Origin of the sequence: Rhodococcus sp. AB351, from assembly GCF_049538275.1 — a bacterium.
Taxonomy (GTDB): Bacteria; Actinomycetota; Actinomycetes; order Mycobacteriales; family Mycobacteriaceae; genus Rhodococcus.
Genome location: NZ_JBMVFW010000002.1, coordinates 22,177 through 44,722 on the forward strand (window position 1 = coordinate 22,177; position 22,546 = coordinate 44,722).

At 68.4% G+C, this 22,546-nt stretch carries 18 protein-coding genes and 1 pseudogene; 7 read left to right on the forward strand and 12 right to left on the reverse strand.

Going from position 1 to position 22,546, the window contains the following annotated elements; all coding sequences use genetic code 11:
* The first annotated feature begins 2 nt into the window (after positions 1-2).
* Genes zwf through pgl form a run of 3 tightly spaced genes read left to right on the forward strand, consistent with a single transcriptional unit; the run spans position 3 to position 3,200 of the window.
* Complete coding sequence (zwf, locus tag ACPCXD_RS06135; RefSeq protein ID WP_174247042.1) at positions 3-1,544, forward strand: glucose-6-phosphate dehydrogenase; 1,542 nt, start codon at positions 3-5, stop codon at positions 1,542-1,544.
* Entirely contained in the window at positions 1,529-2,449 is a 921-nt protein-coding gene (opcA, locus tag ACPCXD_RS06140) for a glucose-6-phosphate dehydrogenase assembly protein OpcA (RefSeq protein ID WP_016691715.1), read from the forward strand. The genes zwf and opcA overlap by 16 nt, the downstream gene beginning before the upstream one ends.
* Positions 2,442-3,200: a 6-phosphogluconolactonase gene (gene pgl, locus ACPCXD_RS06145; RefSeq protein WP_160875034.1), complete on the forward strand. Its 759-nt coding sequence runs from the start codon at positions 2,442-2,444 to the stop codon at positions 3,198-3,200. Before opcA ends, pgl begins: the two co-directional genes overlap by 8 nt.
* A 373-nt stretch (positions 3,201-3,573) precedes the next feature.
* Here the strand turns inward: pgl and ACPCXD_RS06150 are convergent, their stop codons facing one another.
* Entirely contained in the window at positions 3,574-5,343 is a 1,770-nt protein-coding gene (locus ACPCXD_RS06150) for a GMC family oxidoreductase N-terminal domain-containing protein (protein WP_423658904.1), read from the reverse strand.
* Positions 5,344-6,024: a hypothetical protein gene (locus ACPCXD_RS06155; RefSeq protein WP_016691711.1), complete on the reverse strand. Its 681-nt coding sequence runs from the start codon at positions 6,022-6,024 to the stop codon at positions 5,344-5,346.
* 391 nt (positions 6,025-6,415) lie between these two features.
* Here ACPCXD_RS06155 and ACPCXD_RS06160 point away from each other — a divergent pair, with 391 nt between their 5' ends.
* The 4 genes and pseudogenes from ACPCXD_RS06160 to ACPCXD_RS06175 form a co-directional block, all read left to right on the forward strand.
* Positions 6,416-7,903, forward strand: coding sequence for a hypothetical protein (locus ACPCXD_RS06160; RefSeq protein ID WP_423658906.1), 1,488 nt, complete (start codon positions 6,416-6,418; stop codon positions 7,901-7,903).
* A 336-nt stretch (positions 7,904-8,239) separates the two neighbouring features.
* Positions 8,240-9,595: an MFS transporter gene (locus ACPCXD_RS06165; RefSeq protein ID WP_423658908.1), complete on the forward strand. Its 1,356-nt coding sequence runs from the start codon at positions 8,240-8,242 to the stop codon at positions 9,593-9,595.
* A gap of 68 nt (positions 9,596-9,663) precedes the next feature.
* Positions 9,664-10,152: an SRPBCC domain-containing protein gene (locus ACPCXD_RS06170; RefSeq protein ID WP_088898515.1), complete on the forward strand. Its 489-nt coding sequence runs from the start codon at positions 9,664-9,666 to the stop codon at positions 10,150-10,152.
* A 130-nt stretch (positions 10,153-10,282) separates the two neighbouring features.
* Positions 10,283-11,098 (forward strand): annotated as a pseudogene (locus ACPCXD_RS06175) (T6SS phospholipase effector Tle1-like catalytic domain-containing protein); the annotation flags it as partial.
* A gap of 362 nt (positions 11,099-11,460) precedes the next feature.
* Here the strand turns inward: ACPCXD_RS06175 and ACPCXD_RS06180 are convergent.
* The 10 genes from ACPCXD_RS06180 to rapZ all read right to left on the reverse strand — a co-directional run bounded on the left by ACPCXD_RS06180 (position 11,461) and on the right by rapZ (position 22,536).
* Positions 11,461-12,711 (reverse strand): RNA polymerase sigma factor, encoded by a 1,251-nt coding sequence (locus ACPCXD_RS06180; protein WP_423658909.1) that lies wholly within the window; start codon positions 12,709-12,711, stop codon positions 11,461-11,463.
* A 3-nt stretch (positions 12,712-12,714) separates the two neighbouring features.
* Positions 12,715-13,053: a YciI family protein gene (locus tag ACPCXD_RS06185; protein WP_088898512.1), complete on the reverse strand. Its 339-nt coding sequence runs from the start codon at positions 13,051-13,053 to the stop codon at positions 12,715-12,717.
* Positions 13,054-13,141: 88 nt separating this feature from the next.
* The gene (gene ppc, locus ACPCXD_RS06190) at positions 13,142-15,904 is read right to left on the reverse strand and encodes a phosphoenolpyruvate carboxylase (RefSeq protein ID WP_423658912.1); all 2,763 of its coding nucleotides are present in this window, start codon (positions 15,902-15,904) and stop codon (positions 13,142-13,144) included.
* A 64-nt stretch (positions 15,905-15,968) separates the two neighbouring features.
* Complete coding sequence (gene secG / locus ACPCXD_RS06195; protein ID WP_060653243.1) at positions 15,969-16,202, reverse strand: preprotein translocase subunit SecG; 234 nt, start codon at positions 16,200-16,202, stop codon at positions 15,969-15,971.
* 201 nt (positions 16,203-16,403) lie between these two features.
* Entirely contained in the window at positions 16,404-17,189 is a 786-nt protein-coding gene (gene tpiA / locus ACPCXD_RS06200; RefSeq protein WP_160875020.1) for a triose-phosphate isomerase, read from the reverse strand.
* A gap of 5 nt (positions 17,190-17,194) precedes the next feature.
* Positions 17,195-18,406 (reverse strand): phosphoglycerate kinase, encoded by a 1,212-nt coding sequence (locus ACPCXD_RS06205; RefSeq protein WP_016691701.1) that lies wholly within the window; start codon positions 18,404-18,406, stop codon positions 17,195-17,197.
* A 26-nt stretch (positions 18,407-18,432) separates the two neighbouring features.
* Positions 18,433-19,449: a type I glyceraldehyde-3-phosphate dehydrogenase gene (gap, locus tag ACPCXD_RS06210; RefSeq protein ID WP_160875018.1), complete on the reverse strand. Its 1,017-nt coding sequence runs from the start codon at positions 19,447-19,449 to the stop codon at positions 18,433-18,435.
* Positions 19,450-19,583: 134 nt separating this feature from the next.
* Complete coding sequence (gene whiA / locus ACPCXD_RS06215; RefSeq protein ID WP_006551475.1) at positions 19,584-20,567, reverse strand: DNA-binding protein WhiA; 984 nt, start codon at positions 20,565-20,567, stop codon at positions 19,584-19,586.
* The gene (locus ACPCXD_RS06220) at positions 20,558-21,625 is read right to left on the reverse strand and encodes a gluconeogenesis factor YvcK family protein (RefSeq protein WP_016691698.1); all 1,068 of its coding nucleotides are present in this window, start codon (positions 21,623-21,625) and stop codon (positions 20,558-20,560) included. The genes whiA and ACPCXD_RS06220 overlap by 10 nt, the downstream gene beginning before the upstream one ends.
* Entirely contained in the window at positions 21,622-22,536 is a 915-nt protein-coding gene (rapZ, locus tag ACPCXD_RS06225; protein WP_016691697.1) for an RNase adapter RapZ, read from the reverse strand. The genes ACPCXD_RS06220 and rapZ overlap by 4 nt, the downstream gene beginning before the upstream one ends.
* Positions 22,537-22,546 lie beyond the last annotated feature (10 nt).

The window sequence follows — 22,546 nt, forward strand, 5'->3', positions numbered from 1 at the left end:
ACGTGCCCGAATCCGGTGCGGCGGAGTGGGTGAATCCGCTCCGGGACAACAGAGATCGCAGACTGCCACGTATCGCCGGCCCGTGCGCGCTGGTGATCTTCGGTGTCACCGGCGATCTGGCCCGGCGCAAGTTGATGCCCGCCGTCTACGATCTCGCCAACCGCGGCCTCCTGCCGCCCGGATTCGCGCTCGTCGGTTTCGCCCGGAGGGACTGGGCCGACGAGGATTTCGGTCAGGTGGTCCACGACGCGGTACGTGAGCATTCGCGTACCCCCTTCCGCGAGGAGGTCTGGCAGCGCCTCGCGGAGGGGATCCGCTTCGTGCAGGGCACCTTCGACGACGATGCGGCGTTCGCGGAGCTCGCGACGACCCTCGAGAAGCTCGACCGCGAGCGCGGTACGGGTGGCAACCACGCGTTCTACCTGTCGGTTCCCCCGGACGCCTTCCCCGTGGTGTGCGGGCAGCTGTCGCGTTCGGGCCTGGCCGCGCAACGCAACGGCTCGTGGAGCCGCGTCGTGATCGAGAAGCCGTTCGGGCACAACCTCGAGAGTGCGCGCGAGCTCAATTCGGTTGTCGGTGAGGTGTTCTCCGAGGAATCCGTCTTCCGTATCGACCACTATCTCGGCAAGGAGACGGTCCAGAACATCCTCGCGTTGCGGTTCGCGAACCAGATGTTCGAGCCGGTGTGGAACGCGCACTACGTCGACCACGTGCAGATCACGATGGCCGAGGACATCGGTCTCGGTGGTCGCGCCGGCTACTACGACGGCATCGGCGCGGCGCGCGACGTCATCCAGAACCACCTCCTGCAGCTGCTCGCCTTCACCGCGATGGAGGAGCCGGTGAGCTTCGCGGCGTCGGAGCTGCACGCGGAGAAGATCAAGGTGCTCTCCGCGACCCGGCCGGCCGAGCCGTTCGACGAGACCACCGCGCGCGGCCAGTACGCATCCGGCTGGCAGGGCGGCGAGAAGGTCGTCGGTCTGCTCGAGGAGAAGGGCTTCGCGGCGGATTCGACCACCGAGACGTACGCGGCCATCACCCTCGAGGTCGACACCCGCCGCTGGGCGGGTGTCCCCTTCTATCTGCGCACCGGCAAGCGCCTCGGCCGCCGCGTCACCGAGATCGCGGTGGTCTTCAAGCGGGCCCCCCATCTGCCGTTCGACAAGACCATGACCGAGGAGCTCGGTCAGAACGCGCTGGTGATCCGCGTGCAGCCCGACGAGGGCATCACGATGCGCTTCGGGTCGAAGGTGCCGGGCTCCGAGATGGAGGTCCGGGACGTGAACATGGACTTCAGTTACGGCCAGGCGTTCACTGTCTCCTCCCCCGAGGCCTACGAGCGGCTGATCCTCGACGTGCTCCTCGGCGTCCCGTCGCTGTTCCCGGTGGACGAGGAAGTCGAATTGTCCTGGAAGATCCTCGATCCGGTGCTCGAGCACTGGGCGGCGAACGGGCGACCGGAGCCCTACGAGTCCGGTACCTGGGGTCCGCATTCGGCCGACGAGATGCTGCGGCGTACCGGCCGGGAATGGAGGCGTCCGTGAGGCTCCAGTTGCGCAACACCTCCGCCAATGCCATCAGCCGCAAGCTGGTGGAGCTGCGACGGTCGAGCGGAATGGTCACGCAGGGACGTGTTCTCACGTTCATCGTGTGCGCCGGCGACGCGCGGGGTCTCGACGCCGCGATCACGGCTGCCACCGAGGCGTCGAAGGAACATCCCTGCCGCGTCATCGTCGTCGGTCGCGGCCGGCAGGACGGTCCGTCGCGGCTCGACGCGGAGATCCGGGTCGCCGGTGAAGCGGGTGCCTCCGAGGCATTGATCCTCGCCCTGCACGGCGAACTCGGTGAACATCAGGAATCGGTCGTGGTGCCGTTCCTCCTTCCGGACACCCCCGTCGTCGCGTGGTGGCCCAACCAGGCTCCCGCGGTCCCGGCCGAGGACCCGGTGGGTCGCCTCGCCGTCCGCCGCATCACCGACGTGACCAACTCCGACGACCCGCGTGCCGATCTCGCGACCCGCCTGTCCGGTTACCGGCCGGGCGACACGGATCTGGCCTGGGCCCGCATCACCTACTGGCGGGCGCTGCTGGTCTCGGCACTCGATCAGCCGCCCTACGAGCCGGTGCTCTCGGCGCGCGTGTCGGGACTGCGGACCGAGCCGGCCGTGGATCTGATCGCGGGTTGGCTCGCGAGCCGTCTCGACTGCCCCGTCGAGCGAGCTATCGGCGAGTTGAGGGTGGAACTGCGCACGGCGTCGCAGACGATCGCCCTGGAACGCCCGCAGGAAGGTCGCGTGGCGACCCTCGAACGCACCCACAAGCCCGATTCGCTGATCAGCCTGGCACGCCGGAACTCGGCCGAATGTCTCGCCGAGGAACTGCGTCGCCTCGATCCCGACGAAGTCTACGAAGCCGCATTGTCGGCCCTGCCGAAGGTGGATTATGTCTGACACGGTCCGCACTCCGTCCGAGATCCGGCGTTTCGCCGACGCCGACGAGGTCGCCCGCGCCGCGGCGTCCGCTTTCGTCGATGCCGTCGTCGCCGCGCAGCGCGAGCGGGTGCAGGCCCACGTCGTGCTCACCGGCGGCGGTACCGGTATCGCGATGCTCGAGAACGTGCGGCGCGACCAGGGCGCCATCGACTGGTCGGCGGTGAACGTCTACTTCGGCGACGAGCGTTTCCTGCCGCCCGGCGATCCGGATCGCAACGAGGTGCAGGCCCGTGAGGCGCTGCTCGACCACGTGCCGATCGACCCGGCCCGCATCCACACCATGCCGGCGCTCGGCGAGGACGGGTGCAGCACACCGCAGGACTCGGCCCAGCGATACGCCGAACTCCTCGCGGCGCACTCCCCCGACGGCACCGCGCCGGTCTTCGACGTGCACCTGCTCGGCATGGGCGGTGAGGGACACATCAATTCGCTGTTCCCCCACACCGACGCGGTGCGCGAGTCCGAACGTTTCGTGGTGGGTGTCGACGACTCCCCGAAGCCGCCGCCGGCCCGGGTGACGCTGACGCTGCCCGCCGTGCAGCGGGCGCGGCAGGTCTGGTTGCTGGTCACCGGTGACGCCAAGGCGGAGGCCGTCGCAGCGGCCGTGGGTGGTGCCGCACCGGAGGACTTCCCCTCCGCCGGCGCCCGCGGCACCGAAGGCACCGTGTGGTTCCTCGATCCGGCTGCCGCAGCGCAACTCCCGGCGTAGTAACCGAGCGGAGCACCGGGAGCCCGACGCCGTGATCGGCGATCCGGACGTCACGCGCCGGCGCCGTCGAAGTCGGGATCGTCGGCGTCGTCCGTCTCCACACGGCGCCCCTCCGAAGTACCGGCGGTGTCGCCGTCGTCGACACCGCTTCGCACGCACCGCATCCGATTCATCGAACGCGGGCCTGCCGTCGAGCGCAGCGCGCGCAGTGGTGATCGGCCCGGGACACATCGCACCGTTCGTGGGTCCATGCCGGTGAGCTCCTCCCGTCGTGGACCGTTGTCGTCACGGCCCTCTGTCTCGTTCGACGCGCCGGGACGCCCGACGGTTCCACTCGGGACGAAATCGATGGTTCCGATCCGGGATCGAGCGGTCAGATACTCCGTTCGATCACCGCGGCGGTGACGCGGTCGTCGATCGACGACACGGGGTTCTCCCGTGCCACCCAGGGATCGCCACCGAAGTACTTCGCGAAGATCTTCTCGGCCGTGCGGGTGGCGATCGCCTGTGTCGTCAACGTCGGGTTCGGGCCTCCGAGACTGTTGGCGAGCGCCGAGTTGTCGGCGACGAACAACCTTTTCACCCACCGCGCCTCCGCGTCGGCGTCGAGCACCGAATCCCGGTCGCTCACCCCCATCCTCATGCTCGACTGCGAGTGCAGGATCAGCGGTGGCCAGTCGCAGCGATGCACCCTCTTCGCGCCCGCCGCCCTCATCAACTCGACGGCCGTGCGGGTCGCGTGGTCACGATTGCGGCGGGTACGAGCCGAGCGCCGACGATGCTGCACGGTCACCCGCGGCGCCAGACCCCCTTCGTCCGGATACAGGATCGGTGAGAGCGTCACGCGGTTGTCCGGTTCGACGTCGTCGTCCGAGATGACGAGCGCGGCGAGGACGCGGTCGGCGTCGGCCATCGTGTCGAGCAGGTCGCGTCCGACGAGCCGACCCACACTGTCGGCCCCCGCCGAATCGACGACACCGCCGGCACGTCCGTATCCGTGGATGCCGGAGTCGCTGAAGTTCAGCGCGTACGCGATCAACGCCGGGGGCAGGCCGACCTGCTCGATCCCGCCGTAGCCGGGCAGATCGACGCGCGCGTTGGATCCCGGTCCGCGCGTCTGCCCGGTGTACTCGTCGAAGACGCCGAAGACCGCGTCCATGTGGTGGTCGGTGAGGCCGCGGCCGACCCAGCCGTTCGGATTCGGCAGCGTCGAGTTCAGCCACAATCTCGGGCTCTCGATGCACCCTGCCGCCAGCACCACCACCGGCGCGGTCGCCTCGTGCTCCTCCCCCGCTGTCGTGAACCGCACGCCGCGCGCCACGGTCTCCCCGTTCACCTCCTCGACGAGGATCTCGGAGACCACCGCATCGGCGATCAGGGTGACGGCACGCCCCTGGGGTGACCACGCGTCTGCGGTGAGCATCATCGGGACATACGAGTTGTCGGTGGAGCGTTTGGCCTTGAGATTCCGCGGCGCCCCCAGCGGCAGGAAACAGCCCTGATAACAGTGCCCGCACATCGTGCAGCCCCGCGCTTCTGGATGGTGCAGACGCGCGCGGTCCCGGGTGCGGCCGGCGGTGCCACCGGGCTGGAGGATCGCGTTCTGCTGGGCGCGATGGGCTGGCCCGGTGGTGTCGAGCGAGGTCTGGTGCGGCAGCCCCATGGCCGCTGCACCCCGCAGGAACAACTGCTCCTTGGCGCCCATCGGTGCGGTCTGCACGGGCAGCGTGGCCTCCACCCACTCGTAGTAGGGACGCAGCTCGTCGTATCCGAAGGGGAACAGGTGCGCCGTGTCGTACATGGCGCGGTCGGCGCCGTCGTATCCGGAGAACGCGCCGGGTGCCGCCCGCGGCGAGTTGCCGAAGAAGTGCAGCGTGGTGCCACCGACACCGGACACCTGCCACACGAACGAGTTCTGGGGCAGATCACGCAGCCGCGGCGTGCCCGAGCGGTCCCCCGGCCCGTGGCGGAACAGCCCGGTGATCGGATTGTTGATGTCGTCCTCGAAATGGGTCCACTCGTTCTCCGGGTCGGCGAAGCGGGGGCCTGCCTCGAGAACGAGCACGTCGAGACCGCGCGCTGCGAGTTCCTTGGCCACGACGGGTCCGCCGCCACCCGCCCCGATGACGATGACGTCGGTCATCTATTTCTCCACCTCGTCGATTCCGCCGTAGTAGCCCAGGAACTCGTCCCACCCGTCGCTCGGCCCGGAATAGCGGCTCAGTTCCCAGCCGACCGGGCGCCCGGTGACCTCGCGCCGGGCGCGGTCGTACGCGGAGACCTCGGAGAAGGCCGCGAAGGCGGCCAGGGTGGGGATCGCGTTGACCACGAATTTCAGCACCAGGCCCTCGAAACGCGGGTCGGTGTCGAGCCATTCGAAGACCTGCGCTTTCGCGGCATGGCTCAGATTCGCGAAGGGCGCCGCGAACGGCCCGCTCACCGAACGCGGGTCGGCGGTGACACCGAAGGTGTTGAGCAGCACTGCGATCGCCGCGGCACCGGGCAGGTTGCCCGCCTCGGGTCCGAGCAACGGCATCGGCGACGCCTGGTCCAGGGTTCGCTCGAGGGATTCCGCCGTGCCGACGGTGACGCCGCCGGGCCGGTCGGTCCACACGCCCTGCTGGTGCGAGTACGGGTCGTTGCCGGGTACGACGAACGCGAGCACTCCGTTGATCGTGTCGCGCACGGGAGGCGTCTCGCTCAGCGGACTCGCGTTCACCTCCCGCGCGAACACGCCTGCGGTGCCGACCAACGCCGCCATCGTCGTGGCCATCCCGGCGAGAAAACGCCGCCTGTTCCAGTACCCGTGCTGCGGGTCGTCCACGTCGCCCCCTCGTCGCTTCGTGGTGCAGCGTACGAGATGTCACGGAACGGTTGCGGTATTTCGTCCGGATCGCCCCTCGGTCGCACGGACCGGCGGAGCGATCGACGGAATCGGGTAGCTCGCTACCCGTGCCGTCCGCACCCGAGGCGCGCAGGATTCGAATACAGCCGAACGATGCAACGGGGTGAGAATCATGTTGCAGAAGAGGGAGAGCAACCGGTTCGCGTCTGCCCTGAAGACACTCCGAAGCCTGGACGATGCTCTCGCTACCCGTCCCGGCAACGATAGCCACGGCGGCGCTCCCGCGCCGGCTTCGGACACGGCACCTGCGGAACTGCGCAATGCGACGCCTTCCCGCTTGCACATCACCCACGCGGACGGTCGGACGCTCGTGTTCGCACCGCTCGAACGCCGCGTACCGACCGACCCGGAGCGACAGTGGCCCTGGGAGGGCCTGATCCGCCACGGATACGTCGTCCCCCTGCACGCCACAACGGATACACCCCTCGACGGCACCAAGGCTCGTTCCCGCCGTCAACTCCACACGGTCACGTTGTGGTGCATGCTCGTGATCAGCGTGGCGGTGCCTATCTCGGCATTCGCTACCGGACTGGTGAGCATCACGGCGGCGCCCGTCGTCGCAGTCGCATTTGTCGCAGTGGCAACCATGTTGCCGGGCCTGTTGTTCTTCCTGTTCGACCGTCAACGTCTGAGTACGCTCCGCGACCGCTTCGAATGGCAGATCTTCCGCCTGGACCCGAACGTCCACACGTTGGCAGACGTGCAGGCCAAGTACGGCGGCCAGATGGACGAGGTCTTCTACGCCGCAGACGAGCGGACCACCACGGTGAACGCCACCCAGCGACTGTGGCCCATCCTCGTTTCCACCGTCACCATCGCGTTGGGCTGGACCATGGCGCTGTACTCCCCAGCCGCGTCGTCCGGCACGCCCGATACGAGTCTCTTCACTGCGCTCGCCGATCCGCTCGCGTTCGCATTCCTGGGCGCGTACTTCTTCTCCCTCAACACCTGCCTGCGCCGGTATTCACGGAACGACTTACGGCCCAAGGCATACAGCGCGATCACCGTACGAGTGATCACCGTCGTCATCCTTGCCTGCTTGCTCCAGGCCGTCGTCGAATCACCGGAGTCGCGGGTCTACGACGCCACCGTGCTCCCATTGGCGTTCGTGATCGGCGTGCTTCCCGAAACCGCGATGGTGCTACTGCGCGACACCCTGCGGCGTTTCGCCCTCACCAAGAAACGCCGCATGCTCGAAGAGCAATTGCCGCTCACCGACATCGAGGGACTCGACCTCTACGACCGGGCACGACTGATCGACGAGGGTGTGCCCAACGTCGAAGCCCTTGCGCATCACGATCTCGTCGATCTGCTGCTCGAGACACGGATTCCGGTCGGCCGCCTCGTCGACTGGGTCGATCAGGCGATTCTGCGACTCCATATCGTGGATTCGACCGCCGAGACGGATCCCGAGGGCGCGAGAGTGCTGTCCGACCTGCGCGCACTGGGCATTCGTAGCGCGACCGACCTCCTGGCGGCCCGGCAGAGATGCGCCCACCGTAAGGCGTTGGTCGAGGCGGTCGCCCGTGGTAACGAGTCACCCGCAGACGCCGAGAACCGTCTGGAACTTCTCGTCACCGCCCTGTGTGACGACGAGTGGATCACCTACATACGCACCTGGCGGGACCGGACCCTGGTCTCGGACCGGTACATCCGGCTCGACCGGAACGGTGAACCCGCATCCGTGAGGACCGAAGTGCCGGACAACGACCTTCACGACTGCCGCCGTCCGAATTCGCGGATCTCTTCCCTGTACCGACGGTTCACCCCGCCGTACCGAATCGAGACGATCCTGTGAACGGATTCGAGTAGCGCACTACTCGTGCCGATGCCTGCCGATGGCGCACACTGGGAATATCGATTCGGTGGACACGGAAGCGTCCCCCGTCCGAGGAGAAGTCGTGCGAATGCAGAACATGGAGCGACGAGTATCGCATCGGTGATCCCGCCTTCCGGCGGTCCGATCCCGGCGTGCCCTCGCTTCGTGTTGCATTCCGTTCCGGCCCTGCCCTCGACTCCGTCGAGCGCCGACTTCTTCCAAGGACCCGTCATGTCCTCGCACCATGTTGCGGTTCCGCAGCTCTCATCACCGACGTCCGGCGATCCATTACCCACACATCGCGACATTCTCGCGGTGCTGCTTCCCCTGCTCGCCGCGCTGTTCGCCGCCTTGCTCTCCGGCACCGTCGCGATTCCTGCACTGCCTGCCGTCACGGCGGAACTCGGTGGCGGGTCCGTAGGCCTGACCTGGATCATCACGGTCGCTCTCCTGGCCAACGCGACCACCACCCCGGTCTGGGGATCGATATCCGACCGCTACGACACACGCCTCCTCGTCCAGGCGGCGCTGCTGACGCTGACGGCGGGATCGGTGGTCTCGGCCTGCGCTCCGGCTCTGCCCGTCCTCCTCGCCGGCCGCGTGGTGCAAGGGATCGGCCTCGGCGGCGTCGTGGCCGTCACCGTCGCGGTGCTCGGCGCCCTCATCCCGCCGCGGGAACAGGGTCGTTATGCCGGATACGGCGCCGTGGTCATGGCGGTGTCGATGGCCGGCGGTCCGCTCCTCGGCGGCGCCCTCGTCGATACGCCCCTCGGCTGGCGGGCCTGCTTCCTCGTTCCTGCGGCACCGGCCGCCATCGCACTGGTCGCACTGCGACGCAGGCTGAAGCCGGGGCCGCGCAGCTCGTCGGACGCGCGGATCGACTGGGTCGGCGCGGTACTGCTCACGTCCGGGGTGACGCTGGTGCTCGTGTGGGTCAGCGCCGGAAATGGGAGCCGGTCGTCGTGGCCACAGGTCGGATACCACCTCGGCGGCGGTGTCCTGCTCGTCGCTGCGCTCGCCGTCGAACGCCGCACTCCCGCACCTGTGGTTCCGGTGGATCTGCTCGGGCAGCGCACCGTCGCGTGCGCCCTGATCACGTCCGTGTCGTCCGGGTTCGCGTTCTACGCAGCGCTGTCCTTCCTCAGCGAGTACTTCCAGGCGGTGCGCCACCACACGGCCACTGCCACAGGGATCCTACTGACCCCCTTGGTGTTCGGACTCGCGTCGTCCTCCTACACCTCGGGTCGTCTCATCACCCGCTCCGGCAGGTGGAAGGCACTGCTCGTGGCCGGGTCCGTGCTCCAGGTCGCCGGATGCGCGATGCTCGCGTTCGCCGACGGCAACACCGCTCCGTGGTGGATCGAGCTCGCCGTCCTGCTGCTCGGCCTGGGAATCGGGGTCCTGTTGCAGAATCTCGTGACGCTGGTCCAGAACGCCGTCGCTCCGGAGCGTTTCGGAGCGGCCGGTGCGGCGGTCTTCTTCTTCCGTCTCATCGGAGCGGCGGTGGGTCTGCCTCTCCTCGCCGCGACGGTCCCGCCCCACGGCCAGGGCACCGGCCAGGTCTTCCTCCTGCTGGCGGCGCTGTCCGTCGTCGGACTCGTCGCGGTCGCGCTGCTGCCCAACCAACGGCTGCGCACCTCCTTCGCCGCAGCGGAGGAACCATCGCGGTGAAACGGACCGCGCAGGCAGCCGAATGCAGGACAATTCCGATAAGGCGAGCGCCATCGAGAGGAGCCGTGATGAGCACGCCGAGGACGAACACAGGCGAAGTGAGCCCGGAACGTGATTGTCCGAGCGACGCGTCGCTGGTGCGGCTGATCTACCACCGCAACTTCCTGCTCCCGATCGGCGAGGTCTGGGCGGCACTCACCGATTCGGAGAAGCTGGGTCGCTGGTACGGCACGTACACCGGCGACCCGGCCACGGGCCGTGTGCTCCTGACGATGACCGACGACCTCGACTCGGCCACCACCTATGTCGACATCCTCCGGTGCTCTCCCCCGGAGGGATTCGCCGTCGACGTGGACGGGTGGCAGCTCGAGGTGGCGCTGCGCCAGGTCGGGAAGGTCACCACCCTCGAGTTCACACACCGCCACGTCCCGCGCTCGGAGGCCGGAGAGATCGGGCCGGGGTGGCAGTACTACCTCGACCGTCTCGACGCGGCACTGGCCGGCACTCGCCCGCCGGTGTGGGACGACTACCTCGACCTGGTCGACGAATACCGCTGACCGGCGCCGTTCGCTGCAGTGATCCGCCCGACGAGCACCACCGGATTCGAGTAGCGCACTACCCGTGAGACCTCCCGAGCCGCCTCCTAGCGTCGAATCCACCAACCGGTCGCATTCAGGGAGCACTACGATGCCGCAGCCCGGAACGAGCACACAACCGACAGAGATCACGCAGAAGGTCGCGAGAAGGAAGGGATCGAAGAACATCGTCCTGTGCTTCGACGGCACCGGCAACGAAATTCGGGCGAAGGGGAACACCAACGTCGTCCGTCTGTTCCGCGCGCTCGAGAACACGACGGGCGAACAGGTCACCTACTACGACCCCGGCGTCGGTACCTTCTCCTCCGCCGGGGCCTCGACGCGTGTGGGACAGAGGATCTCCCGCACGCTCGGCCTCGCATTCGGCGTCGGTATCAAGACGAACCTCGCAGAGGCCTACACGTTCCTGATGAAGCAGTGGGAGCCCGGTGATCGCATCTATCTCTTCGGGTTCAGCCGGGGCGCCCACACAGCACGTGCCTTCGCGGCGATGTTGCATCTCGTCGGCCTTCCACGGGCGTCGTCCGAGAATCTCGTGCAGTACGCGATCGCCGCATACGCCCGTCGCAGGTCCTGGGAGTCCGACGACTTCGCATGCGCCGAACAGTTCGCGACGACCGTGTGCCGCGCGTCGAACGGGACGTTCTCCGTCCCCGTGCACTACCTCGGGATCTGGGACAGCGTCAGCGCACCCGGAATCTTCGAGAAGGACTACCACTTCGAAAAGACGGCCGAGTTGCCGAACGTGGAATCCGGCCGGCACGCGATCTCCATCGACGAGTACCGCAGGCCGTACAGGGTGGACAAGGTCGCGAACGACCGGATCGAGGAGGTCTGGTTCTCGGGCGTCCACTCCGACGTCGGAGGCGGATTCGAGGACTGCCGACTCGCCGACATCTCGCTCCGCTGGGTCCTCGAGGGTGCCCTCGACCACGGCGTGCTCCTGCGCCGGACGGTGAGCCTGCGGCAGCTTCCGAAACCGGAGCAGACGAGCGCGACGGCCACGCCGACCCGGATGAGCCGCATCTGGTGGCTCATCGGTCGAGGAACTCGTGAGATCCTCGGCGGGACACGATCTCCCGAAGGACTGAAAGTCCACGAGAGCGTCAGGCTCCGGGAGGACCGTCTGGCGGCCCGGCTACGGAATCCGCACTGGGTCGATCCGGAGTGGTACACGCCGAAGCGCTACGACCTCGAGGTATCCGGCTATACGAACCGCCGAACCGCGCCGCTCCGTCCTGATCGGAGGTCTCGGCGCACCGGGGTCGGTCACAACTCGCGCGAACGCGACAACTCCGCCGACCTCGCCCTGAGGTGGCGTCGCTCGGGTTCGGTACCGGCGAGCTCGAACGCCCGCCGATATGCTTCGGCCGCTTCGCCTTTCCGGCCGACCCGGGCCAGCAACTCGGCCCGCGCCACCACGTACGGCCCGTAGTCGCGCAGACCCGGCTCCTCGGCGAGTCCGTCGAGGAGTTCGAGGCCGGCCGCGGGCCCGTCGCGCATCGCAACCGCAACGGCGCGGTTCAGTGCGACGACCGGTGACGGGCTCATGGCAGTCAGCACGTCGTAGAGGGCGACGATCTGCGGCCAGTCGGTGCTGTCGAGGTCGCTCGCTTCGTCGTGCAGCGCGGCTATCGCGGCCTGCACCCCGTACGGTCCGGGTGGTCCTCCGGTGAGCGCGGCGACCACCAGTGCACTGCCCTCGTCGATCATCGCGCGATCCCACCGGGAACGGTCCTGCACCTCGAGCAGCATCACGGCGCCGGACGGGTCGGTGCGCGCGTCCCGGCGGGCGTGGACGAGCAGCATCAGCGCGAGCAACCCGCTCACCTCCCGTTCCGCCGGCATCAGCCGGTGCAGGATGCGCGTGAGACGGATCGCTTCCTCGGCCAGGTCGGGGCGTTGCAGATGTTCGCCGCTGCTCGCGGCGTAGCCCTCGGTGAAGATCGAGTACAGCGCCGCGAGCACCACGGGCAGCCGCTCGGGCAGTTCGTCCGGTCCGGGCACCCGGAACGGGATGCGGGCACCGCGGATCTTCTTCTTGGCCCGTACGATCCGCTGGGCCATCGTCGGCGACGGGACGAGGAAGGCCCGCGCGACCTCGTTCGTGGTGAGACCACCGAGACAACGCAGGATCAGCGCCACGCGGTCGTCCGTCGCGAGGGCAGGGTGGGCGCACGTGAAGAACAGCTCGAGGCGGTCGTCCGGCAGTTCCCCGGCCCCAGGCGGCTCGTACGACGCGCGACGTTCGGTGTCGACGGCGAGTTCCGCCAGCCGCATCGCGTACACGCGGTCGCGGCGCACCCGATCCAGCGCTCGGCGCCTGGCCGTGGTGAGGAGCCACGCGCCCGGACGCTCGGGCACACCGTCGACCGGCCAGTGCACGAGCGCCGCCTCGAGTGCCTCCGATGCGACCTCTTCGGCGAGATCGAGATCGCCGAAGCGATGGACGAGCGCGGCGAGGAGCCGGCCGTGTTCCTCACGGAACACCGACTCGACGGCGGCGGCCGACTCCCCCATCGCTCAGTCCCCGAAGTCGGCGATCGGCCGCACGACGACCGTGCCGCCGTCCCTCGACCCGGGGCAGCGTGCCGCCCAGTCGAGTGCCTCGTCGAGGCTGCCGACGTCGATGACGTCGTATCCGCCGAGCACCTCGCGGCTCTCGCCGAACGGCCCATCGGTCACCGTGCGTCGTCCGTCCGCGTCGACCTGCACGGTCGTCGCGGTGACGAGATCCTGCAGGGCGTGCCCGGACACGAGGACACCCGCATCGCGCATCGCCTTCTCGTAGTCCTGCCAGTCCTCGAAGGTGCAGGTGGGCTCGTCGGTCGTGGATGCGTAGATCAGCAGCATGTACTTCATCGCGGTTGCTCCCGTCTGTGTGGTGTTCGTCCTACACCATCACGACGAGCGGACACCTGCCGTATCGACAACCGACGAGAAAAAATTTCTAGCCGCTGTTGCGCAACGCCGTGGCGAGACCGTTCATCGTGATCTGGATACCGCGCCGGACCCGGTCGGTGTCCTCCCCGGCACGGAACCGCCGCAGCAATTCGACCTGCAGGTGGTTGAGCGGTTCGAGATACGGGAAGCGGTTGTGCAGCGACCGCTCGAGCGCCGGATTGTCCGCGACGAGCGAGTCGTATCCCGTGATCTGCCGGTAGGCGTCGACCGTGCGGGCGTGCTCGTCGACGATGCTGCCGAACACCCGCTCGCGCAGTTCGGTGTCCTCGACGAGTTCGGAGTACCGGGCGGCCAGGCCGAGATCGGACTTGGCGAGCACCTGCGCCATGTTCGACAGCACCGAACGGAAGAACGGCCAGCGACGGTAGAGATCCTGCAGGGTCGCCAACCGGTCCGGATCACCGGCCACCCAGTCCTGCACGGCTGTACCCGTGCCGTACCAGCCGGGGAGCATCACGCGGCTCTGGGTCCACGAGAGCACCCACGGGATGGCGCGCAGGTCGCTGATCGCCTTCGTCTGTTTGCGGGACGCGGGACGGCTGCCGATGTTGAGGGCACCGATCTCCGAGACCGGTGTCGCGGCGGTGAAGTACTCGACGAAACCCGGTGTTTCGTGTACGAGGCGGCTGTACGCGGCGCGAGCGAGATCGGCGAGTTCGTCGAGGATCCGGTAGGCCTCCGGTGCGTCCTTGCCGAGGCCCTCGACGTCGAGCAGGCTCGACTCGAGGGTCGCCGAGACGAGAGCCTCCAGGTTACGGCGGGCAAGCACCGGTTCGCGGTACTTCGCGGCGATGACCTCGCCCTGCTCGGTCAGACGCAGCGAGCCCTGGACCGCGCCGGGCGGCTGGGCGAGGATGGCGTCGTAGCTCGGTCCGCCACCGCGGCCGACGGTGCCGCCGCGACCGTGGAACAGGCGCAGCCGGATCCCGGCGGTACGCGCAGCCTCGACGAGGTCGAGTTCCGCGCGATAGAGCGCCCAGTTGGCGGTGAGATAACCGCCGTCCTTGTTGGAATCGGAGTAGCCCAGCATGATCTCCTGCAGTCCGTCGTGTCCGTCGACGAGGCTGCGGAACTCGGGCACTGCGAGTGCGGCGGTCAACGTGGCGGCACCGCCGCGCAGGTCGTCGATCGTCTCGAACAGCGGGATGACCTGCACCGTGCTGCGCGGATAACCGCGGTCGAGATCGAGCAGCCCGACCTCCTTGAGCAGGACCTCGACCTCGAGCAGGTCGGACACCGAGGTGCACATGCTGATGATGTAATGCTCGATGGCGGCCGGTCCGATACGACGGACCACTTCGGCGGCGGCACGCAGGATGCCTAGTTCCTTGGCGGTCTCGTCCGACAGGTGGGCGTCAGGAGCAGTGAGCGGACGTCGGATCCGCAACTCCGCGGTGAGCAGCGCGACCTTGTCGTCCTCCGGCAGGTCGCGGTAGCGGTCGGTCACCCCCGCCCAGGAGAGCAGTTCGGCGACGACGTTCTCGTGGACCTCGGAGTTCTGCCGCAGATCGAGCGGCGCGAGATGGAAGCCGAAGACCTCGACGGCGCTGCGCAGGTGCGCGAGCCGATCGTCGGCGATCACGGCCGCGCCGCCGGCACGCAGCGAGGCGTCGACGATGTTCAGGTCGGTGTGCAGGCGGGCCGGGGTGGCATAGGGCTCGCATGGAATACGCACCGTGTGGGGCAGATCGACGCCGGGCAGCAGCCTGTCCGCGGTCGCGGTGAGGCGAGCGCGGATGCCGTGCACGGCACGCCGGTACGGCTCGTCGCTGTGGGCGGGATTGTCGTCGCCCGAGTCGTCGGCGAGCTTCTTCAGGGCGCTGCTGATGGTCGCGGTGCGTTCGGACATCGACAGTGCGCGTTCGAGCGCAGCGAGTTCGGTGAGGTGATGTCGCAGCGCGGTCTCACAGGCGCGATTCGCGGCAGTGGTGACGACCTCGCCGTCGACATTGGGGTTGCCGTCGCGGTCGCCGCCGATCCACGTTCCGGGCCGCACCAGCGGTTCGGTGAGCACTGCCGCGTCGGGCCAGCGACGCCGGAGTTCGCGGCGCACTTCGGCGTTGAGCGCCGGAACGACGTCGAACAGCGCGAGGTCGTAGTAGCGCAGACCGTTGTCGATCTCGTCGCTGATCCTCAGGCGCGCGAGCCTGATGAGCGCGGTGTCCCAGAGAGTGAGGATGTGCCGGTACAGGGCGCGGTCGATCTCCTCGAGCGCAACGGGGTCGTCGGTCCTCTCCCGGCGCCGCATGAGCTCGGTGACCGCGGTCTGGACGTCGAAGACGGTGCGTCGGCGGGTTTCGGTGGGGTGAGCGGTGATGACGGGAGCGACGAGTGCCGAGGCGAGTGCGTCGGTCACGGTGTCGGCGTCGAGGCTCGGGCCGGCAGCGTCGAGTTTGGCGTAGGTGGCGGCGAGGGTGCTGTCCTGCGGCGGGTCGCCTGCGCGCACGTGCAGGGCCCGACGTCGTTCGCGGTGCAGATCCTCGGCGAGATTGGCGAGCAGACCGAAATGGCTGAACGCCCGGGCGACGGGAAGCAGGTCGTCGGTGGCGACGCCGGCGAAGCGTTCGGCGAGTTCGGTGCGGTCGATCTCGGAGCGCCGGATCCGGAAACTCTCCACCCGGGCGGACTCGACCAGGTCGAAGGTCTCGGGTCCCGCCTGCTCACGGATGACGTTGCCGAGAATGCCGCCGAGCAGGCGGATGTCCTCGCGGAGGGGTTCGGTCGCAGAAGCAGGCACTGTGTCCGTCATACGGCCAGTATCTGTGCCTGGCGGCCGGGGCGCGACCGCGGCAGCGGGCATGCGCCCGCCGGGATCAGCTGAACTTGATCTGCAGTCCGATGCCGAGGATCGAGATCACCCAGATGAGACCGGTGAAGACGGTGAGACGGTCGAGGTTCTTCTCCGCCACCGTCGAGCCCGAGAGATTGGACTGGACTCCGCCACCGAACAGGCTGGACAGACCACCGCCCTTACCGCGGTGCAGCAGCACCAGCAGGATGAGCAACAGGCTCGTGACGATCAGGAGGATGTCCAGGAACAGTTCCATGTCGGTGTTCGATGTCCTTCGGATGGTGGGCGACGTCGGCGTCAGCTTACCCGCTCGTCATACGGGGATGTTGCGGGTGTGCCGGAGACGGTCGACGAGGGTACGCGCGTCGCGGCGGCCACACTGCGGCGAGGCGAAACGCGAGTGGGGTGCAGGATCTCGTCGAGATCCCGCACCCCACGGTAGCGAGCGCCGGTCGCTCTAGAGGAGAGGACCGCCTGCGGCGATCGCAGAAAGCTGAGCGAATTCGTCGGCCTTGAGGGAGGCGCCTCCCACGAGACCGCCGTCGATGTCGGGCTGGGCGATGAGCTCACCGATGTTCTTGGCGTTGACCGACCCGCCGTACAGGACGCGGACCGACGCCGCGACCTCGGGCGAGGCCAGCTCGGCGAGAGTGTTGCGCACCGCGGCGCACACCTCCTGCGCGTCGGCCGCCGAGGCGACCTTGCCCGTGCCGATGGCCCAGACCGGCTCGTACGCGACGACGATCTTCGCGATCTCCTCGGCGGACAGGCCGGCGAGCGAGTTCTTCAACTGCTCGACGTTGTACTCGACGTGGTTGCCGGCTTCGCGGACGTCGAGTCCTTCGCCGATGCACACGATCGGCGTGAGACCGTGCCGCAGCGCGGCCTTGGTCTTGTCGCGGACGATCTCGTCGGTCTCACCGTGCAGGGTGCGACGCTCCGAGTGCCCGACCACCACGTAGGTGCAGCCGAGCTTCGCGAGCATCGCGCCGGAGATCTCGCCGGTGTAGGCGCCGGAGTCATGGACCGACAGGTCCTGGGCTCCGTAGGTGATGCCGAGCTTGTCGCCCTCGACGAGGGTCTGCACCGAGCGGATGTCGGTGAACGGCGGGATGACCGTCACGTCGACCTTCTCGAGGTACTTCTCGGGAAGGGTGAACGCGATCTTCTGCACCAGGGCGATGGCCTCGAGGTGGTTGAGGTTCATCTTCCAGTTGCCCGCGATGAGCGGTGTCCGTGCCATGACCGTCAGCCCTCCAGAACTGCGATGCCGGGCAGTTCCTTGCCCTCGAGGTATTCGAGGGAGGCGCCACCACCGGTGGAGATGTGCGAGAAGCGGTCCTCACCGAGTCCGAGCGACCGCACGGCCGCAGCGGAGTCGCCGCCGCCGACGACACTGAACGCTCCCTTGCCGGTGGCCTCGATGATCGCTTCCGCGACACCCTTCGTGCCGGCCGCGAAGTTCTCGAACTCGAACACACCCATCGGGCCGTTCCAGAACACCGTCTTCGCCGAGCCGAGGAGCGAGGCGAAGCGCTGCACGGATTCCGGTCCGATGTCGAGGCCCATCCATCCGTCGGGGATGGAGTCGGCCGCGACGGTCTGCGACTGCGCGTCGGCCGCGAACTTGTCGGCCACCACCACGTCCTGCGGGATGTGGATGACGTCGCCGAAGCGTTCGAGCAACTGCTTGCAGGTGTCGATCATCGACTCCTCGAGCAGCGAGGTGCCGACCGAGTAGCCCTGTGCCGCAAGGAAGGTGAAGCACATACCGCCACCGATGACGAGCGTGTCGACCTTGGGTGCGAGCGCCTCGATGACCCCGAGCTTGTCGGAGACCTTCGAGCCGCCGAGCACCACGGCGTACGGACGCTCGGTGTCGGTGGTGAGCTTGGCGAGCACGTCGACCTCGGCCGCGACGAGACCACCCGCGTAGTGCGGGAGCAGCGTCGCGACGTCGTAGACCGACGCCTGCTTGCGGTGCACGACACCGAAGCCGTCGGAGACGAATGCGCCGTCGTCACCGACGAGCTCGACGAGCTCGCGGGCGAAGGCGAGCCGCGCGGCGTCGTCCTTGCTGGTCTCGCGAGCGTCGAAGCGGACGTTCTCGAGCAGGAGGATGTCGCCGTCGGTCAGCCCTTCGGAACGCGCGAGCGCATCCTGCCCGACGACGTCGGAGGCGAGCTGGACGTTGCGGCCGAGCACCTCACCGAGCTTCGCTGCGACGGGCGCGAGCGAGTACTTCGGATCCGGCTCGCCCTTGGGGCGGCCGAGGTGCGCGGTCACGACGACCTTGGCCCCGGCCTCCGCGAGCGTGCGGATGGTGGGCGCGGACGCGAGGATGCGGCCGGCATCGGTGATCGTCTCGCCGTCGAGCGGGACGTTGAGGTCGGAGCGCACGAGTACGCCCCGACCCTCCACACCTGCGTCGAGCAGATCCTCGAGGGTCTGAACTGCCACTGTTCAAATGTCCTGTTCTACGAGTTTCAGAGAGACTTGCCGACGAGACCGGTGAGGTCGGCAAGACGATTCGAGTAGCCCCACTCGTTGTCGTACCAGGAGACGACCTTGACCTGCTCGTCGATGACCTTGGTCAGAGGCGCGTCGAAGATCGACGAGTGCGGGTCGGTGACGATGTCCGAGGACACGATCGGATCGGTGTTGTACTTCAGGATGCCCTTCAGCGGACCTTCCGCGGCAGCCTTCAGTGCGGCGTTGACCTCGTCGGCGGTGGCCTTCTTGGTGAGGGTCGCGGTGAGGTCGGTGACCGAGCCCGTCGGGACCGGGACGCGCAGCGCGTAGCCGTCGAGCTTGCCGAGCAACTCGGGGAGCACGAGGCCGATGGCCTTGGCGGCGCCTGTGCCGGTGGGGACGATGTTCAGGGCGGCGGCGCGAGCGCGACGCAGATCCTTGTGCGGTCCATCCTGCAGGTTCTGGTCCTGGGTGTACGCGTGGATCGTGGTCATCAGGCCCTTCTCGATGCCGAACTCGTCGTTCAGCACCTTTGCGAGGGGGCCGAGGCAGTTCGTGGTGCACGAGGCGTTGGAGATGATGTTCTGCGTGCCGTCGTACTTGTCGTGGTTGACACCCATGACGATGGTGATGTCCTCGTCGGTGGCGGGCGCCGAGATGATGACCTTCTTGGCACCGGCGTCGATGTGACCCTTCGCCTTGGCGGCGTTGGTGAAGATGCCGGTGGACTCGACGACGACGTCGACACCGAGGTCGCCCCACGGTAGAGCGGAGGGGCCTTCCTTGATCGAGAGGGCCTTGATCTTCCGGTCGCCGACGACGATGTCGTCGCCCTCGACATGCACGTCCTTGTCGAGGCGCCCCAGGATCGAGTCGTACTTCAGGAGCGTCGCGAGGGTGTCGTTGTCGGTGAGGTCGTTGACGGCAACGATCTCGATGTCGGTGGTACCGAGTGCCTTCTGTGCCTCGACCGCCCGGAAGAAGTTGCGCCCGATGCGTCCGAATCCGTTCACGCCTACGCGGACAGTCACAATGAAGCTCCTTTGCCCAGTATTCGATGGTCGTGGTGGTGCTCGTGCTCGTGTGACCTCCACCCTAGTGGGATGTGGCCGTACTGCGGGGAGCCGCCCGGTCGTGGCGCGAACTCCTTTGCAAGCCTGCCCCGCTATGCCTCGTCCAGCAACTCAGCGGTGACGGCCGACTCCGTGTCGGGGATCCCGAGTTCCTTCGCTCGACGATCCGCCATCGACAGCAGACGGCGGATCCGTCCCGCGACGGCATCCTTGGTCATCGGCGGATCGGCGAGCTGACCGAGTTCCTCGAGGGACGCCTGACGGTGCTGCACGCGCAGCGCGCCGGCGGCGGCGAGGTGATCGGGAACGTCGGCGCCCAGGATCGCCAACGCCCGCTCGACCCGCGCAGCGGCAGCGACGGCGGCGCGTGCGGACCGGCGCAGATTGGCGTCGTCGAAGTTGGCGAGACGGTTCGCGGTCGCCCGCACCTCGCGGCGCATGCGACGTTCCTCCCAGACCAGCCGGGTGTCCTGCGCGCCCATGTGGGTGAGCAGCGCGCCGATGGCCTCGCCGTCGCGGATCACCACGCGGTCGGCGCCGCGCACCTCACGTGCCTTGGCGGTGACGCCGAGCCGGCGGGCGGCGCCGACGAGCGCGAGGGCGGCCTCCGGGCCGGGGCAGCTGACCTCGAGGGCCGAGGAACGGCCCGGTTCGGTGAGCGAACCGTGGGCGAGGAACGCTCCGCGCCACGCCGCGGCGGAGTCGGAGACGCTGCCACCGACCACCTGCGCAGGCAGTCCGCGCACGGGTCGTCCGCGCCCGTCGAGCAGGCCGGTGCGGCGGGCCAGCGCCTCACCGTCCTTGCCGACGCGGACGATGTACCGGGAGCTCTTGCGCAGACCGCCCGCGCCGAGCACCTGGATCTCGGCGGGATAGCTGTAGAGCTCGAAGATCTCGCGGCGGAGGCGACGTGCGATCGATCCGAGGTCGACCTCGGCCTCGACGACCACCCGTCCGGCGACGATGTGCAATCCCCCGGCGAAGCGCAGGAGGGCGGACACCTCGGCCTTGCGATTGCTGATCCTGGTGACCGACAACCTGCTCAGCTCGTCCTTGACCTCCGCTGTCATTGCCACGAGACGCTCTCCCTCCCGCCCCCGCGCGCGGCACGGACTCCACCGCGCGAGGACAGACATGTTTCCAGTGCCCCCGCCAACTTGGCGGGGTCGTGTCGATGCGTACCGGTCTCGGCGACGTCGACGAACGAGACGTCCGCTCCGAATCGGGCCGCGGACCGGCTCAAGTGCTCGCGCTCGCGTCCTTCCGGTACCGAGGCAGCATCCACGACGACGTGGTCGACACGGAAATCGGGGGCGTGCTGCGCGAGAACGTGCAGGTGACGTTCCGCGGAGAAGCCTGCGGTCTCCCCCGGTTCCGCCGCGAGGTTGAGCACGAGGACCTTGAGCGCCGTCGTGTGGACCAGCGCCTCGTGCAGGTCCGGGACGAGCACGTGCGGGATGACGCTCGAGAACCAGGATCCCGGGCCGAGCACCACGAGATCGGCCTCGCACACGGCGTCGAGCGCCGGCGGGCAGGCCGGCGGATCGGCGGGGATCAGGCGGACGCGGCGCACCTTGCCCGGGGTGGTCGCCACCGCGACCTGTCCCCGGATGCAGCGGCTCACCCGCGGGTCGGATTCGAGTCCCGACACGTCGGCCTCGATGTCGAGCGGGATCGGCGACATCGGCAGCACACGGCCGCGCACGTCGAGGACGCGGGCGAGCATGTCGAGGGCGGTGACGGTGTCGCCCGCCACTTCGGCGAGGCCGGCGAGGATGAGGTTGCCGACGGAGTGCCCGGCGAGGGCGCCCGTGCCGCCGAAGCGGTGTTGCACGGTCTCGGTCCACACCCGGACCTCGTCGTCGCGGCCGGCGAGTGCGGCGAGCGCCATGCGCAGGTCGCCGGGTGGGACGACGCCGAGTTCGGCGCGCAGCCGTCCCGAGGATCCTCCGTCGTCGGCGACGGTCACGACGGCGGTGACCCGGTCGGTGAGGCGCCGGACGGCGCTGAGCGTCGCGTACAGGCCGTGGCCGCCGCCGAGCGCGGTGATCGCAGGACCGGGCACCGTCCCGGAGCCCGGAGCGCTCTCGGAGTTCGGCGTGCTGTCGGAGTCGGGAGTCTCGGCGGCGTTCACTCGCGCCCCAGATCCCGGTGCACCACGTTCACCGTCAGATCCGGTGCCTGCTCGAGGCGTGCGGCGAGGGCCTCGGCCATCGCCACGCTCCGGTGTTTCCCTCCGGTGCAGCCCACTGCAATCGTCATGTAGCGCTTCCCCTCCCGACGGTAACCGGCGGTCGTCAGATCGAGCAGCCGGTGATAGGTGGCGAGATAGTCCTCGGCACCGTCGCGGGAGAGTACATAGTCGCGCACCGCCGCGTCCTGCCCGGTGTGCGGACGCAGTTCGGCGATCCAGTGGGGGTTCGGCAGGAACCGCACGTCGCACACGACGTCGGAGTCCATGGGCAGGCCGTACTTGAAGCCGAACGACTCCACGGTCACCCGGATGGTGTCGGATGCGGCGTCGCCGAAGGCCGCCTCGATCTTGCGACGCAGATCGGGCCCGGACAGCGCGGAGGTATCGATGACGAGGTCGGCCGCGGCCTTCACGGGAGCAAGCTGCTCGCGTTCGACGGCGATGCCGTCGGTGAGCGTGCGATCGGCCGTGTCGGACTGCAGCGGATGACTGCGGCGTACCTGCTCGAACCGCCGGACGAGCACCGAGTCGGCCGCTTCGAGGAACAACACCCGGGTGTTGACCGGGCGGGCCGCCAGATCGGTGACGACGCGTTCGAGGTCGCCGGTGAACAACCGGCTGCGCACGTCCATCACCACGGCGAGACGTTGCAGCGGAGGTTCGGCCTGGACGGCGAGATCGATCATCGACAGCATCAGCTGGGGCGGGAGGTTCTCCGCGACGTACCACCCGAGATCCTCGAGGGCGGTCGCCGCCGTACTCAGTCCCGCTCCGGACAGGCCGGTGACGACGATGACCTCGGCCTGCGCCGGCCGTTCACCGTCGACCCTCTGTTCCGAACCGTCCGCCATTCCCGGGATC